This window comes from Candidatus Palauibacter sp., from assembly GCF_965216145.1.
In the GTDB taxonomy this organism is placed as follows: domain Bacteria; phylum Gemmatimonadota; class Gemmatimonadetes; order Palauibacterales; family Palauibacteraceae; genus Palauibacter.
The window spans coordinates 1,482,760-1,497,771 of record NZ_OZ244149.1; the positions used below are offsets into that span (position 1 = coordinate 1,482,760).

At 66.2% G+C, this 15,012-nt stretch carries 13 protein-coding genes; 8 read left to right on the forward strand and 5 right to left on the reverse strand.

Annotated features, from left to right (window positions below):
* Positions 1–577 precede the first annotated feature (577 nt).
* From ACOOHF_RS06465 to ACOOHF_RS06480, 4 genes are read left to right on the forward strand one after another with little or no spacing between them, the layout of a single operon-like run.
* Positions 578–3,091: an ATP-binding protein gene (locus ACOOHF_RS06465; RefSeq protein ID WP_420463867.1), complete on the forward strand. Its 2,514-nt coding sequence runs from the start codon at positions 578–580 to the stop codon at positions 3,089–3,091.
* Complete coding sequence (gene msrA / locus ACOOHF_RS06470) at positions 3,084–3,638, forward strand: peptide-methionine (S)-S-oxide reductase MsrA (RefSeq protein WP_420463868.1); 555 nt, start codon at positions 3,084–3,086, stop codon at positions 3,636–3,638. Before ACOOHF_RS06465 ends, msrA begins: the two co-directional genes overlap by 8 nt.
* A 31-nt stretch (positions 3,639–3,669) precedes the next feature.
* Entirely contained in the window at positions 3,670–4,305 is a 636-nt protein-coding gene (locus ACOOHF_RS06475; RefSeq protein ID WP_420463869.1) for a hypothetical protein, read from the forward strand.
* Entirely contained in the window at positions 4,290–5,555 is a 1,266-nt protein-coding gene (locus ACOOHF_RS06480; RefSeq protein WP_420463870.1) for a cytochrome P450, read from the forward strand. Before ACOOHF_RS06475 ends, ACOOHF_RS06480 begins: the two co-directional genes overlap by 16 nt.
* Here the strand turns inward: ACOOHF_RS06480 and ACOOHF_RS06485 are convergent.
* Entirely contained in the window at positions 5,501–6,601 is a 1,101-nt protein-coding gene (locus ACOOHF_RS06485) for a serine hydrolase domain-containing protein (RefSeq protein ID WP_420463871.1), read from the reverse strand. The genes ACOOHF_RS06480 and ACOOHF_RS06485 overlap by 55 nt on opposite strands.
* A 41-nt stretch (positions 6,602–6,642) precedes the next feature.
* Between ACOOHF_RS06485 and ACOOHF_RS06490 the strand changes: the two genes are divergently transcribed.
* The 3 genes from ACOOHF_RS06490 (at position 6,643) to ACOOHF_RS06500 (ending at position 9,472) form a co-directional block, all read left to right on the forward strand.
* Positions 6,643–6,885 (forward strand): hypothetical protein, encoded by a 243-nt coding sequence (locus ACOOHF_RS06490; protein ID WP_420463872.1) that lies wholly within the window; start codon positions 6,643–6,645, stop codon positions 6,883–6,885.
* A 142-nt stretch (positions 6,886–7,027) separates the two neighbouring features.
* Positions 7,028–7,276, forward strand: a complete 249-nt coding sequence (locus ACOOHF_RS06495) for a hypothetical protein (protein ID WP_420463873.1) — start codon at positions 7,028–7,030, stop codon at positions 7,274–7,276.
* A gap of 24 nt (positions 7,277–7,300) precedes the next feature.
* Complete coding sequence (locus ACOOHF_RS06500) at positions 7,301–9,472, forward strand: S9 family peptidase (RefSeq protein WP_420463874.1); 2,172 nt, start codon at positions 7,301–7,303, stop codon at positions 9,470–9,472.
* A 96-nt stretch (positions 9,473–9,568) separates the two neighbouring features.
* On the opposite strand, the gene ACOOHF_RS06505 is transcribed toward ACOOHF_RS06500, so the two are convergent.
* The 4 genes from ACOOHF_RS06505 to ACOOHF_RS06520 all read right to left on the reverse strand — a co-directional run bounded on the left by ACOOHF_RS06505 (position 9,569) and on the right by ACOOHF_RS06520 (position 13,241).
* The gene (locus ACOOHF_RS06505; protein WP_419934200.1) at positions 9,569–10,699 is read right to left on the reverse strand and encodes a hypothetical protein; all 1,131 of its coding nucleotides are present in this window, start codon (positions 10,697–10,699) and stop codon (positions 9,569–9,571) included.
* 752 nt (positions 10,700–11,451) lie between these two features.
* Positions 11,452–11,916, reverse strand: a complete 465-nt coding sequence (locus ACOOHF_RS06510) for a type II toxin-antitoxin system VapC family toxin (RefSeq protein WP_419934201.1) — start codon at positions 11,914–11,916, stop codon at positions 11,452–11,454.
* A complete protein-coding gene (locus tag ACOOHF_RS06515; RefSeq protein ID WP_419167938.1) occupies positions 11,913–12,161 on the reverse strand; it encodes a ribbon-helix-helix domain-containing protein in 249 nt (82 codons plus the stop codon). The genes ACOOHF_RS06510 and ACOOHF_RS06515 overlap by 4 nt, the downstream gene beginning before the upstream one ends.
* Before the next feature lie 33 nt (positions 12,162–12,194).
* On the reverse strand, positions 12,195–13,241 hold the full coding sequence (locus ACOOHF_RS06520) for a polysaccharide deacetylase family protein (RefSeq protein ID WP_420463875.1): 1,047 nt from the start codon (positions 13,239–13,241) through the stop codon (positions 12,195–12,197).
* Positions 13,242–13,379: 138 nt separating this feature from the next.
* Between ACOOHF_RS06520 and pckA the strand changes: the two genes are divergently transcribed.
* Positions 13,380–14,987, forward strand: a complete 1,608-nt coding sequence (gene pckA / locus ACOOHF_RS06525) for a phosphoenolpyruvate carboxykinase (ATP) (protein ID WP_420463876.1) — start codon at positions 13,380–13,382, stop codon at positions 14,985–14,987.
* The last annotated feature ends 25 nt before the right edge of the window (positions 14,988–15,012 follow it).

Below are 15,012 nucleotides of genomic sequence, written 5' to 3' on the forward strand. Positions count from 1 at the left end.
TTCCTGACCCAGGTCGAAGGCCAGCACTTCGACCGCAAGTCCATGCTGGAAGGTCCGCCAGACGCCAAGCGGGCCCGGGACCGTCGTGAGATGCGGAGGCAAGCGGCCGAATATGTAGCCGCGTTCGCGAACGCGGACGGGGCGTGCTCCTCTTGGGTGTCGAGGACGATGGTTCGGTGACCGGCCACCAGCTTCCCCCGGAGGCCGTGGATGCCCTCCTGGCTGCGCCCCAGACACGGCTGGACCCGCCGCAGCCACCCGGCTCCACCGTGTCCCACGACGGAGTCGAACTGATCGTCTTCGATGTGCCCGCCGAAGACGTGCCGGTGCAGCTGATCGATAACGGCTCCCGCTTCGCGTGGGCGACAAGACCGTCCGCGCGCGGGAGACGCAGATTGCGGCGGCCAAACAGCAGGGGATGTACGAGAGCTGGGAAAGCCGGCGCTCCTCGTGCTCGCTGGAGGATCTCGATCCCGAACTGCTGGCCCGGGCGCGCTCCGGAGCCGGGCTGTCGGCGCTGTCCGACGACGAGTATCTGCTGAGGCGCAAGCTGGCGGATCAACGCGGACGCCGAATCGTGCTCCGAAGGGCCGCGGAACTGCTTTTCGCCCGCCACGACCCGGATCATCCCAACGCGGGCGTCCGCGTGTTTCGCGTCATCGGAACCGCGCGGCGGTTCGGGCCGGAGCACAACGTGGAGGAACGACCTCGCATCGAGGGCATCCTGCCGCAAGTGCTCGATGCAACTCACGAAGTTGTCTCGGGATTACTGCGACGGCCCTCTCGTCTGGTCGGCATGCGTTTCCAGGAGATGCCGGAGTACCCGGACTTCGCGTGGCGCGAGGCGTTGCACAACGCGGTGGCTCATCGCGACTACGCCATCCAGGGAAGCGGCACCGAGATGTGGCTGTTCGAGGACCGCATGGAGGTGGTCAGCGCGGGCAGGCTGCCCGAGGGCGTCACACTGGAGGAAGTACTCCGGCTGGAACGGGTACACCGAAGTCGCAATCCACGCATCGTAAGGGTGCTGGTCGATCTCGGTTTCGCGAAGGACCAGGGGGAGGGCATTCCCCGCATGTTCGCGGAGATGGAGGACGCCTTCCTGCCGTGTCCCGAGGTGGACGTCCGCGGCGAGCGGGTGATCGTTACCCTGCACAATACCTCAACCCTCACGGCTTCGGATCGCCATTTCGTGGCCAGCCTGGGGAACGCCGACCTGAGTCGTCAGGAGTTCCGTGCGCTTCTCATGGCCCACAGGCGTGGTCGCGTAGACAATGCCGCGTTGCGTTCCGTCACCGGACTCGACACGCTGCGCGCCAGCCATTTGCTGCGCGCTCTTCGTGACCGGGAACTTCTCACGCTGCACGCGCGTGGCGGAGACAGCTTCTACACGCTGACCCCGGCTGTCCGTGAGCATGGCAGCGAGAGTCTGCGTGGGGCGGATCGGGGGGAGCTGCCGGACGGATCGGGGGGAGCTGCCCGCGCGGATCGAGGGGAGCTGCCTGCGGATCGAGGGGAGCTGCCTGCGGATCGGGGGGAGCTGCCTGCGGATCGGGGGGAGCTGCCTGCGGATCGGGGGGAGCTGCCTGCGGGTGTACGACGAGCGATCGGCAGCTTGGGACCGCGGCCCCGGAAGGAACGGCTACGTGCAGTCATTGAAGCAATCTGCGCGGCAAGGGAATGGACGACATCAGGCGACATCGCGCGATTCCTCCACTTCTCTCAGCGTAATCTGAGCAGTCGCCACCTGACACCCATGGTGGAAGACGGACGACTCGTGCGGCGCTACCCGGATAATCCCACACACCCCGAGCAGGCCTACAGGGCCACCAGTCCTGAGACGCCATCTGAAGATGAGTCCTGGATCACGCACGCCCCCTTCAGATGTCTCGGTCACCGCAACCACAGTTTCTGCTACCTGCCGCAATCAACGGGCCGCGTCGAACGAATCAGAGTAGATGCACATACGAAACCCCGTCTGCTGAGGCTCGCGCCTTACGCCTGGTGGGAAACACACTTCCCTGGATTTGAGTCCGGCAGTCCGCTGGAGGCTGTGAGCGCGCTCTTCCAGGAGTCCTACCGCGTTGGCATATTCGACGGAGACAGGATCCGCGGAAGGGGGTGCCGACGCAGGGGGGACGGAATCCTAGTCCATCTGGGCGACCGGCTCTACCCGCCGGCAAGCTCACGGTCAGTCGATCCCCTGACATACCATGGCGACGATGGGGTCTACGAACGTCGACCGAGGATTGTCGGTCCTGCACGGGAAAGACCGCTGGACTCCGAGAGCGCGAGATCCCTGCTCGGATTGTTCACGGAAATCGATTGGGAAGACGATTTCTCAGCGTACCTTCTGGCTGGCTGGACGGTACTGGCCCCATTCTGTGGTGCACTCAGGTGGCGCCCGCACGTCTGGCTCACCGGGGCTGACGGTTTGTCGGACACCATCATCACGGATCTGGTCGAACCGCTGCTCGCCGGTTCAGGTCTCCGGTTCGACGGGGGCTCCACCCGGTCCCGTCTCCTGAGGGGGCTTGATGGCGACGCCCTGCCGATCCTCTACGGAGGAACCACGCCCGCACCTTCCAACAGGCGACACATCCGAAGAGTACTCCAGTTGGCCGGAACAGCGTCATCCAGCAGCGGGGTCATCGGACACGGTACACCGCAGGGTCGCCCCGTCACGTACCGCATCCGCTCCATGTTCTGTTTCTACGGGATGAAGGTTGGCAGGTTGCATCCAGACAGAAGCAGAATCTCCATGCTTGCGCTACGACATGCCCACGCAACTGGTCGGCGCATCGCCCGGCCTTGGCGGGATCGTGTCAGGCAGGGTAGTGCCATTCCGCAATTGGGATCCGCACTCCTCGCTCGTACGCTGCCGTGGTCACACGACGGCCGCCTGGATGCGCTCCTCCATGTCTGCCGCGACGCCGCGACGACCGTGTTCGGCGATCCGCGGAAGGGCGACCAATACGGAACCCTCGCCGCCGGTGCGTGGCTGCTACTGGCCGACGAATTGCCCGGCCTGCCCGACGTGACATCTTGGCTTCGCGAACTGATCGAAGACGGGAAAGGACAGCATGAATAGACGAACGGAGACCGCGACGCTGGCCGGGGGGTGCTTCTGGTGCCTCGAGACCGTGTATCAGCTTCTGGAAGGTGTCCACGGCGTGAAGTCCGGATACGCCGGCGGACATGTAGACGACCCGACCTATCAGCAGGTGTGTACGGGGCGCACCGGGCATGCCGAAGCCGTGCGGGTCACCTTCGACCCGGACACCGTGACGTTCGACGATCTGCTGGACGTCTTCTTCACGATCCACGACCCCACGACGCTGAACCGGCAGGGCGCGGACGCGGGGACGCAGTATCGCTCGGCGATCTTCCATGAGAGCGACGCGCAGCGGCCCGCGGCGGAGCGCAAGATCGCGGAGATCACCGCGGCCGGTATCTGGCCGGACCCCATCGTGACCGAGATCGCGCCGCTGGAGACGTTCTATCCGGCGGAGTCGTATCACGACGACTATCTGACCCGGAATCCGACCCAGCCCTACTGCCAGGCCGTCGTGGCGCCGAAGGTGGCGAAGTTCCGCCGCCAACACCTGCAGCGCCTGAAGCGCGCCGCGGGCGTCTGACCGCGGACTCGCCTGCGGGAAGCGCCCGAAGTTGACGACACCGGGGCATGCCGCGCTCAACCTGCTCGTACTGGGGCGATCCGAGCGCAACGCGCTGCCCGTCGTGCTTGGGGCCGTCGCCCCGGATGTCCCGATGCTCGTCTTCTACGTCTGGGAACGACTGGTTCGAGGGATGTCCGAAGGCCGGATCTGGTCGGAGCGTTACTTCGACCCGGGCTGGCAGGTCGTGTTCGACATCCCGAGTTCGATCCCGCTGCTGGCGCTCGTGCTCGGCCTGATGGTGTTCCTCGGCCGGCGGGCAGCCTGTGCCGGCCCCGGCCGGGAGTCGGACGTAGCGACCGGGCTGCGGCGGGGATTGCGCACGGCACCAGCCCTGTTCGTCGCGAGCATGATCCTCCATGCGCTCGGAGACCTCCCACTCCACAGGGAGGACGCGCACCGCCATTTCTTCCCCTTCAGCGACTGGCGCTTCACGAGTCCCGTGTCGTACTGGGACCCGGAGCACTACGGGGGTTACGCCGCCCTCGGCGAGGTCGCCCTCGTCCTCGCGGTCTCCGTCTTCCTCTTCCGGACGTACCGCGGACGAGGCCGCTGGATCGTCGCCGGGGTCGGAGCCGTCTACGCGCTCTTCATCGGCTTCGCGGTACTGACGTGGTCGGGAATCTGAGGTCCAGCCGGTTTCCGCTCGGGGCGCGCGTCCGGCTCGCGGACCAGGCGGTCGACCCCTATCCGACCTTCGCGGAACTGCGCGCGGCGGAGCCTGTCACGTGGGTGCCGGAGATCGAGTGCTGGTTCCTCACGCGGCGCGACGACATGCTCGCCGTCCTCCGGGACCCGGATCTCTTCACCACCGACGCACCCTCCACGATCCGCGACATGTTCGGCGTCCACATGATGACGACGGAGGGGCCGACGCAGATCCGCTACAAGCGGAAGTGTCTCCCGCCCTTCCACGTCTCCCGCCTCGAGTCGGCATCGCTGCCGCGGCTGAAGGCTGAGGTCGAGAGGCTCGTCCGGGCGCTGGGTTGGGGAGGACGGCACGCCGGGGAAGTGCGGACGGAAGTGGCGCGACCCGTGGCGCTCCACTCCGTGCTCTCGGTGCTCGGGATTCCGCTGAGCGAGACGGAACGGGTGAACGAGTGGTACGAACATTTCGCCCGGGCGCTGGCGAACTTCGCAGGCGACCCGGACCTGCGCGCGGCCGGCAAGGGGGCGGCCGACGCGTTCGGACGGGCGCTCGAACCGATCCTCGAGCAACTCGCACGGAAACCGAATGAGACGCTCCTCTCGGATCTCGTCTGCGATCACGTCGACCCGCTCACGGCGGAAGAGATCCGCTCCAACGCGCTCATCATCCTCTTCGGCGGGATCGAGACGACCGAATCCATGATCGCGAACGCGGTGTGGGCGCTGCTCTCGCACCCGGAGCAAATCGAGACTGCGCGGTCGAGAGCCGATGCACTGGACCTGGCAATCGAGGAGACGCTGCGCTGGGAGCCGGCGGTCCAGTCGGCCGCCCGCCACGCAACCCGCGACACCGAGATCCGCGGCGTCCGCATCGCGGAGGGAGAGGTCGTCCACTGCATGCTCGGCGCGGCAAACCGGGACCCGGCGTACTTCCAGGACCCGGACCGATTCGACGTGACACGCCGGAACGCCGGAGACCACCTGTCGTTCGCGGTGGGCCGGCATTTCTGTCTCGGGGCCCCGCTCGCCCGCCTCGAGACCCGGGTCGTCCTGGAAACGCTGTGGAGCCGATGCCCCGGCCTGCGCCTTGACCCCCACCGGCCAGGCGCCCCGTATGGCTACGAGTTCCGAAAGCCGAAGACCCTCTGCAGTGGGACGCCTGACGCGGGTGGCCGTCAGCAGTCGGTGCCGCAGTGGGCCGCGACGAGGCGCGTGAGGATACCCATGTAGTCGTCCCAGGGCGTCTGGGCGTCCGGCACCGTCTTGTGGGCGACCACCATGTCCAGCGATGGGATGACGGTGATGAACTGCCCGTAGGCGCCCCGGCCGCTGTACGCCCCCTCGAACCCCTCCGGCACGTCGGGGCCGTCCCACACCCACCACATGTAGCCGTAGCCGAACTCGCCTCCGCGGAGGCCCTCCGGATTCATCTCCTCCGAGGGCGTGACCACGCTCGTGATGCGCTCGGCCCACCCCTGCGGCAGCACCCGTTCCTCCCCCCACACGCCTCCCAGCAGCATGAGGTGGCCGATCCGGGCCATGTCGCGGGTGGACAGCGTCATGTGGTAGGCGAGGTTCCGGGAACGGGAGGTGTCGCCCGACTTGCGGTGGATCGACCGATCCCAGTCCTCGAACCCGAGCGGCAGGGCGAGATCCGTCTCCAGCGCGTCGTAGATGTTGCGGCCCGTGAGTTGCTCGAAGACCGCGCCCGCCGCGTTGAAGTCCCAGTTGCTGTAGAGGTAGTAGGTCCCCGGCTCCCGCGAACCCCGCGGCGGCGCATCCGCGAGATTGTCCCCCGCGTTCGACGCCGGGTGGTAGACACCCGAGCGAGCGGTCACGAGGTCGAGGACGCGGGCGCGTTTCTCGATCTGGAGGAGGCCCTGGACATCGTCCATGCCCAGGTCTTCCAGCGTCAGCCCGAGATCGATCGTCCCGTCCTCCACGTAGTTGCCGTAGAGCATGGCGAGGATGCTCTTCCGGACCGACGCCAGATAGCTCAGCGAGTCGACGGGCCCGTGCTCGAACAGCACGCGTCCCCCGACGACGGCCATCACGGCGGACGTGCTGATCCCCTCCACGTACGGATGGATCGCATCCAGCGCTTCGGCCGAGAATCCGGCGGAGGATGGCTCCGCGATCCGCTCCCACGACGCCGCCGGATAAACGGCGTCCGCCGCCGTCTCGACCGATGGTCGCGAGCAGGCGAACCCCGCGGCGAGCGCGAGTACGAGCGCCGCCAGCGCCAGGAGGTTCTTGGCACGTTTGCGGTGTTTCACGGTATCATGCTCCGCTCTCGCCTGAAGAAAGGACGCTGGAAGTGAAGAACACCACCACTACGCTGCTGGAAGATGTTGCCCGCTGGTTGAAGGGCAAGGCGGCCGAGGCTGGCCGCAGCGTCTCCGGGTGGATCTCCGTATTGCTGGTCCGGGCGCGCCGTCAGGACGGCGACTACGCGGCCGCGATGAAACGTTACTTGGCGCGCAAACCTCGCAGGATCGACTGGTCCGATGGCCGTAGGCCTGCTCGGGAGCAGCTATACGACCGCCCCGGTCTTCGCTGACACGAACGGCCCAGGGCCGCTGAGAGGCGGTCACTCCCGAACCTTTCCACATCCAGGGCACTCTCGCCACGCGAACTTCGGCGGGATTCCCGTGTCTCACGAGGTATGATGCCGTTCATAGATTTCGGGAAGGATGTGGACCGTGAAGAACATCAACATCACATTGTCCGAAGATGTCGCGCGGTGGCTGTGGATCAAGGCTGCCGAGGATAACAAGACCGTGTCCGAGTGGGTCTCCGAACTCCTGGAGGAAGCCCGCCGCCGCCAACATGACTACAGGATCGCCATGCAGCTGCTGCTGACTCGGGCGCCCGACCGGATCGACTGGCCGAGCGAACGCAGGTCCACGCGGGAAGAGTCGTCCGACCACCCGGGGAGGAAGCTCGCGTGACCCGATGAATCGAAGGAGTCGTCCATGCCGCGAGCGGAGGCAGTGTACCGTGACCGTTCCACCCTCGTCGCGGCGCTGCTCGCCGTGAGCGTCCAGACCGCCGGCTGCGCGGCGGACGGAGGTGAACCCTCCGCCGCCCCGGCCGGGGTCACGCCCCCCGTCGCGCGCGTGATCCCGGAGCAACTGGAGACGCACGGACACACGCGGATCGACAACTACTACTGGCTGAATCAGCGCGACAATCTGGAGGTCATCGAGTACCTCGAAGCGGAGAACGGCTACACCGACGCGTTGATGTCCCACACGGAAGGCCTCCAGGCCGAACTGTTCGACGAGATCAAGGGCCGCATCCGCCAGTCCGATCTCTCGGTGCCGGTGAGGGAGGGCGATTTCTTCTACTACACGCGCACCGAGGAGGGCAGCGACTACCCGATCCACGCCCGGAAGCGCGGCTCGCTCGACGCCGAAGAGGAAGTGATCCTCGACGTGAACGCGCTCGCCGAGGGCCACGACTACTTCGCCGCCTTCCCGGAGGTCAGCTCGGCCGGCGACATGATGGCGTGGGCCGAGGACACGCGGGGACGCCGCATCTACACCGTCCGAATCCGAAATCTCGACACCGGGGAGACCTACCCCGAGTCGATCGAGGGTGCATCCGGCAACATGGTGTGGGCCGAGGACAACCGGACGCTCTTCTACACGAAACGGGACCTCGGGACGCTGCGTTCGTACCAGATCTACCGGCATTCGGTCGGGACCGATCCTGCCGACGACATGCTCGTCTATCAGGAGGATGACGAGGAATTCAGCTCCCGCGTCCGGAAGACGAAGTCGAAGCGGTACATCGTCATCTCCTCCTCCCACACGCTGGCCGATGAGCACCGCTTCCTCGACGCGACCGACCCGGAGGGCGAGTTCACTCTTTTCCTCCCCCGCGAGCGCGGACACGAGCACCGGATCGACCACCTCGGCGGCCACTTCTACGTCCGCACGAATCTGGACAGGGCCGAGAACTTCAAGCTCATGCGGACCCCGGTCGATCGGACCTCCACCGACCAGTGGGAGACGGTCGTACCGCACCGAAGCGACGTCTTCCTGCAGGGGTTCGAGCTGTTCCGGAACTACCTCGTGCTCTCGGAACGCGCCGGGGGGCTCACCCGGCTTCGCGTCCGCGCGTGGGGTGGGGAGGAGCACGAGATCGCGTTCGACGAGCCGGCCTACCTGGCCTCGCTGTCGGCCAACCCCGAGTTGGACACGGATATCCTCCGCTTCGGGTACACGTCGCTCTCCGCGCCGCGCTCGGTCTACGACTACGACATGACCACGCGCGAGCGCACGCTCCTCAAGGAGGACGAGGTGCTGGGCGGTTACGACCGGGCCGACTACGTGGTGGAGCGGCTGCACGCCCCCGCGCGCGATGGTGCCGTGGACGTGCCGGTGTCCCTTGTCTACCGGCGGGGCCTCGAGAAGGACGGCGACAACCCGCTCCTCCTCTACGCCTACGGCTCATACGGGTCGAGCATGGAGCCCACCTTCTCGTCCACCCGCCTCAGCCTCATCGACCGCGGGTTCGTGTACGCGATCGCCCACATCCGGGGCGGGCAGGAGCTGGGCCGGGCGTGGTACGAGGACGGGAAGATGTTCAACAAGAAGAACACCTTCACGGACTACGTGGACGTGGCCGACTTCCTGATCGCGGAGGGCTACACGAGCCCGGAGCGGCTGTTCGCGCGCGGCGGGAGCGCGGGGGGCCTGCTCATGGGGGCGGTCGTCAACATGCGGCCGGAGTTGTTCCGCGGCGTGGTCGCCCACGTGCCGTTCGTCGATGTCGTGACCACCATGCTGGACGAGTCGATTCCCCTCACGACGTTCGAGTGGGACGAGTGGGGCAATCCGGAGGACTTGGAGTCCTACCGGTACATGCTCTCCTACTCGCCCTACGATCAGGTGGAGGCGAAGGACTACCCCAGCCTGCTGGTCACGACGGGTCTGCACGACTCGCAGGTGCAGTACTGGGAGCCGGCGAAGTGGGTCGCGAAGCTGCGCGCCATGAAGACGGACGAGAACCGGCTGCTCCTCAAGACGCACATGGACGCGGGCCACGGCGGCGGCTCCGGCCGGGACCGCGAGTACGAGGAACTCGCCTTCGAGTTCGCCTTCATCCTGGACCTGCTCGATGCCGGATCCGGCCTGTAACCACGCAGCAGCGGGCGAACGCGCTCAGCCCCGGGATACGTGCGCCTCGGCCACTTACCGGGGAGGCGCGCGTATCCTCGGGGCTCACCAAGGCTCTCAAGGCTTGCCTTGATCGGCGGCAAGGTGGATTCGGATGACCCGCACCGCTTGAACATCCAGCGCGTTCTTCTGCACACCCGCCAACCGCGTCGCATCCCCCGCATACGGAATAAACCCCTCGGGAAGCTGGACGGCACCCATGTAGTCGTACGTGCCACCGTCGAACAGATCCCACATCGGGGCGAGTCCGTCCGGTGGATCTACGGGCGGGGCAAGCTCGTCGGCGACTCCAAGGCCGCGTCGAACCCACACCGTTTCGCCGGGCGGGCCTCGAAACATGTGCAGAATGGACGGGAACGTGGCTGGAAACTCGATCTCATCGATCGCATCCTGCGGCAGGGCTGACCGGTTCGGGTCACCGACGACGGATGACCAGCCGGAAGGCGCGGAGCCAGGGTTGGCCAAGTATTCCCGAACCCTGCGTGCGAAGGACGATGTGATCGACCGAGGAGCGATGTCCCGTTCAATACTCCCCACCATGTCGCCGGAGGTCAAATCGATGACGTCTACGGCGTACCGGGCATCCAGGTTCAGCGCGACCCGACCGCCGGAAAGAGCGGTCAAGTTGGGTCTGGGGCGAAAGAGGCGTTGTTCCAAAAAGTTCTCCGCCGGGGCGCGCCACAGCACCTCATCGTCGTCGAGTCGCTGAAGTCGGAGTTCTCCCTCGAGGAAATTGAGCGTCAGAACCAATATGCGGCCCGACGAATCGATGACCGGTCGCAACGCGAGCTGAATTCCCGATAGCCTGAGGGTCTCGACGACGGTTCCGTCGCCCTCAAAGACGTGGACGCCGAGCCCGTCGGTGATCGCCAGCAGCGGAGTGGACTCCGCTAGGCCGCTGGGATTCGAGAATTCACCGGGCCCTTCGCCTTGCCTTCCCCAGTGGTGAGTCTCGTTCCCATGAGCATCCCATACGGTGATGGCACGCTCGCCGGCGTCAAGCACGATGAGGTCACCGGACGGCGTCATTTCCATCGCCGCCACTTGCGAGAACACGCGATCACCAGCGCGATGCCCAATCATAAACTCGTCGACCCACTGAGCCGAGAGCAATTGCTGCTCCATGGATTCCTGTTTACCTGGATTGATTCCCAACGTGCTCCCGACGACCATCGCAACGATGATCATCGAAACCGCCTATAACAACCCTTTACAGGCTCTACCGGCTTGTCTAAGCGCTCGTAGGCAAGCACGGGTGAGAATAATCTCATCCACCCCAGGTATGGGATCGGGTATGATGATCGTGAGGCCAGCTGAACCGCAGGCCCCGACCACAAGGGCGAGCGCCCAGGCACACGGCCCTTGGGTCGCAGAGTCGTCGAGAACACTAGGCGACACCGATGTTTGGGGGCGTACCGTATCGAGGTCCGGCTCGTAGCCCACCGCCGACAGCGTTGATGGTTCGTTGTAGCTCGAAACATCGAACTCCGCAGCGTGAGAGGTCAATGCGGAACACTCTGCGATTGCCTCCCGTATCCCGCTGTCGAGGAAAGAAGGTTCGGCCAGCGCAGTTACGCTGGTGGGCCACGCCAGCGCAAGGACGATGGCGACGATTGGGGCGACGAGCGAGAACAGCTTGGATCGAGTCAACGCGAGCCTCCAAGGCCAGAGGTGGATCCCCCTCCCCCGGGGCTCTCCCCCGGGGCTCTCCCCCGGGGCTCTCCCCCTAGATATCACGTTGCCCCCCCATACAAGGGGGAATCTTGTCCAACAGTAAGTGTGTAGCGACGGGCCACGGCATCGATGCTTGGGGGCGCTTCAAATGGCGGCCCGATAGAGTGACGCATGCGGCGGGCGAAAACGTGACGGCCGGCCCGAGGATACCTCATGCTTCCCCGTTCACCGGCAGCCGCGCGTATCCTCAGCTGCTCAGGCCTGACTCACTGTTCTCGGTGCTGATGCAGCGTCTTGCTGCGGACTGCCAGCGGATGGCGCCACTTCAGGCCCTCGAATCGGCTGAAATCGCGGTCGGCCGTCACCCACTCGCACCCGCTCTCGATCGCCATTGCCGCCAGATACGCATCCGGCACTAGGTTGCCCCTCGTCCCGGCTTGATGGCACAACCGTACGAAGATGGTCCAGTGGCGGGCGCCGGGTGTCACCTCGATGCAGTTGGGCCGCTCACGAAGTTGCTCCGCGAACGCGGTCGCCTCGGACAGAGTACTCGGAGTCTTGAAGACCTTCGGATGCGTGACCACGCGGATGAATCCGCTGAGGACCAGCGGGCTCAGCCCGAAGGCCGCATCGGAGTCGACCTTGGAGACCAGCCAGTCGAGGTATCGCCGATGGTCCGGAGCATCCTGGCGATGCGCGTAGACGAGGATGTTGACGTCGGGAAGGATCAAACGCCGTCTTCCATGAGTTCGATGAGGGCCGCGGAATCATCGAGGTCGACGCCGGGCAGCAGGCCGCCCTCCCCCGTGGTTACGAGAGAAAGCGCCGTGGGCGGATTCGAAGTCCGATCCCTGTGCCGTTGAAGCCGTTCCCGTAGCGACTGCGCGATGACGGCCGTCACGGTCGTTCCCGACTCGAGCGCATGACGCTTCACCGCCCGCATGAGGTCATCGTCCAAACGAATTGTGGTTCTCATGACATAACAACATACGCTCATGACGCCAATATGTCACGGCATGTGTGCCTGGGCTCGGACCCACTCGACGGCGTCGCGGTGCGTGCCGAACCACACGCCCGGCTTCGACCGCATGTGCTCGATGAGTTCGCGCAGGATCACGATCCGTGAGCGGTGCCCGATGTAGTGCGGGTGCATGGTGAGGAGGAACATCGTTCCTTCCTCGTACGCCACATCGAACTCGTCCTTGTAGACCTGCAGTACCTCGCGCGGGCTCGCGTAGCGGTCGCCGAGCGGGTTGAAGAGCGGCGCGTCGTCCAGGATCCAGTCCACGGGGAGTTCGACGAGGCCCGTGGGCTGGCCGTTCGCGTTGATCTCGTACGGCCGGTCGTCGGCCATCAGAGATGAGTCGTACAGGAAGTCCATCTCCAGGAGGAGGTCGAGCGTCGCGTCGCTGAAGTTCCACGACGGGGCGCGATAGCCGACGGGGCGCTCCCCCACGAGTTCCGTCATGCGCTCGACGGCCATGCGCAGGAGGCGCTCCTCCTCCTCGCGCGGGAGGGTCGCGTTGCGCTCGTGGATCCAGCCGTGGATCCCGATCTCGTGCCGGCCCGACGCCTGTATCATCCCGATCTGGTGCGGCGCGAGGCTGAAGCTGAGCGCGGGCCCGAAGAAGGACGCCGGGATCTCATGCTCGTCGAGCAGGTCCACGACGCGGCCGAGGGCGACGCGCGAGCCGTACTCTCCCTGCGAGAGCCCCCCCACGTTGGTGTCGCCGTTCCGCAGCCAGACCGTCTCGTTGTCCACGTCGAAGGAGAGCAGCACGGCGACGCGGCCGCCGTCCGGCCATGAATCCGGGTTGAGGTCGCGGCCGGCGCGCACGCGGTTCACGGCCTCGAACACGCGCGCCTCGGACCAGCGCCACGGCGGGTCGTCCGCCTCCTGCGCGGCGATGCGCCCGGGCGAAGCCCCCCAGACCGCCGCCAACCCGCACAGCGCGACGACGAACCCGCGCGGGATCGCAGGAAGGGAAAACGTCGAGAAGGTCGAGGCAGACTGCATCCGGTCGTTCATCACGGTGTCCCTCGTTTCAGTGGTCATCTCAAGTCCGAACCCCTATTCTAACCGACTGTTTGTGAATCGGACGGTCGGCGCCGATTCGATCCGGCGCACGGGACCCGTCCCAATCCATGGTCCGTCGCCGGGCCGGCCCTCCCCCGAATATGGCGACTCTGAGATATGGCGACTACGAGAGCGAATATCGGAACCATCGACCTCAGCGCACACGGCATCACCGTCACCCGCATCAAGCGGAACCCCTCCGTCGAAGAGATCTACGCCGACGCCCTCCGCGGACGCGAACCCGGCGCGGTGAAGGCGGCCAACGGGGCGCTCGTGGCCTTCTCCGGGGCCAAGACGGGCCGCTCACCCAACGACAAGCATATCGTCCGTGACCCGGCGACCGAGAGCGACGTGTGGTGGGGCCCGGTCAACTTCCCGCTCGAGCGCGAGAGCTTCCTGCGGAACCGGGCCCGCGCGCGGGCCTTCCTGAACGCGCAGGACCTCCTCTACGTCATCGACGGCTTCGCGGGCTGGGACCCGGAGTACCGGCTCAACGTCCGGATCATCTGCAACCGCCCGTATCACGCCCTCTTCATGCGCAACATGCTGATCCGCCCCACGCCCGCGGAGCTGGCGGAGTTCGGCGAGCCCGACTTCGTGGTCTGCAACGCGGGCCAGGAGGAGGCCGACCCGTCGGTGGAGGGCGTCACCTCTCCGACCAGCGTCGACCTCTCCTTCGCGGACAACGAGGCCTGCATCCTGGGCACGGAGTACGCGGGAGAGATGAAGAAGGGCGTATTCACGGTCATGCACTACCTCATGCCGAAGCGGGACGTGCTCTCCATGCACTGCTCGGCGACGGCCGACCCGGAGACGGGGGCGTCGTCGCTCCTCTTCGGTCTGTCGGGGACGGGGAAGACGACCCTCTCGGCCGATCCCCACCGGCTGCTGATCGGCGACGACGAGCACTGCTGGACCGACTCCGGGATCTTCAACATCGAGGGCGGCTGCTACGCGAAGACGATTGACCTCTCCGAGGAGAAGGAGCCCGACATCTACCGGGCGCTTCGCCACGGCGCGGTGTTGGAGAACGTGGTGCTGCGGGACGACGGGAGCGTGGACTGGTCGGACGCGTCGATCACCCAGAACACGCGCGGCAGCTATCCGATCGAGTTCATCCCGAGCGCGAAGGTGCCGTGCGTGGCCGGGCACCCCACCGACGTCATCTTTCTCACGGCCGACGCGTTCGGCGTGCTGCCGCCGGTGAGCCGGTTGACGCCCGAGCAGGCCATGTACCACTTCATCAGCGGGTACACGGCGAAGGTCGCGGGCACGGAAGTCGGCGTCACCGATCCCGTGGCGACGTTCTCGCCCTGCTTCGGCGGCCCGTTCCTCGTGTGGCACCCGGCGAAGTACGCGGGGTTGCTGGCGGACCGGATGCGCGAGCACGGCGTGAACGTGTGGCTCGTGAACACGGGGTGGAGCGGAGGGCCGTTCGGCGTCGGTTCGCGGATCGATCTGCCGAGCACGCGCCGCATGGTGGACGCGATCCACGAGGGTGCGCTCGCGGATGCGCCGACCGAGCCGGACCCGGTGTTCGGCATCCACGTCGTGACCGAGGTGCCCGGGGTGCCGAGCGAGATCCTGCGGCCGCGGGCGACGTGGCCGGATCCCGCGGCGTACGACGAGAAGGCGGCGCACCTGGCGCGGCTGTTCCACGAGAATTTCAAGGGGTACGAAGACGACTGTCCGCCGGACGTGTGTACGGCGGGCCCGGTGATCTAGCGGTATCTGACTGACGCAGGAGGAA

Excerpts from the sequence above, each read along its gene's own strand:
- ACOOHF_RS06505 (WP_419934200.1), bottom strand. The coding sequence starts at position 10,699 with ATGATCATCGTTGCGATGGTCGTCGGGAGCACGTTGGGAATCAATCCA.
- ACOOHF_RS06515 (WP_419167938.1), bottom strand. The coding sequence starts at position 12,161 with ATGAGAACCACAATTCGTTTGGACGATGACCTCATGCGGGCGGTGAAG.
- msrA (WP_420463868.1), top strand. The coding sequence starts at position 3,084 with ATGAATAGACGAACGGAGACCGCGACGCTGGCCGGGGGGTGCTTCTGG.
- ACOOHF_RS06520 (WP_420463875.1), bottom strand. The coding sequence starts at position 13,241 with ATGACCACTGAAACGAGGGACACCGTGATGAACGACCGGATGCAGTCT.
- ACOOHF_RS06500 (WP_420463874.1), top strand. The coding sequence starts at position 7,301 with ATGCCGCGAGCGGAGGCAGTGTACCGTGACCGTTCCACCCTCGTCGCG.
- pckA (WP_420463876.1), top strand. The coding sequence starts at position 13,380 with ATGGCGACTACGAGAGCGAATATCGGAACCATCGACCTCAGCGCACAC.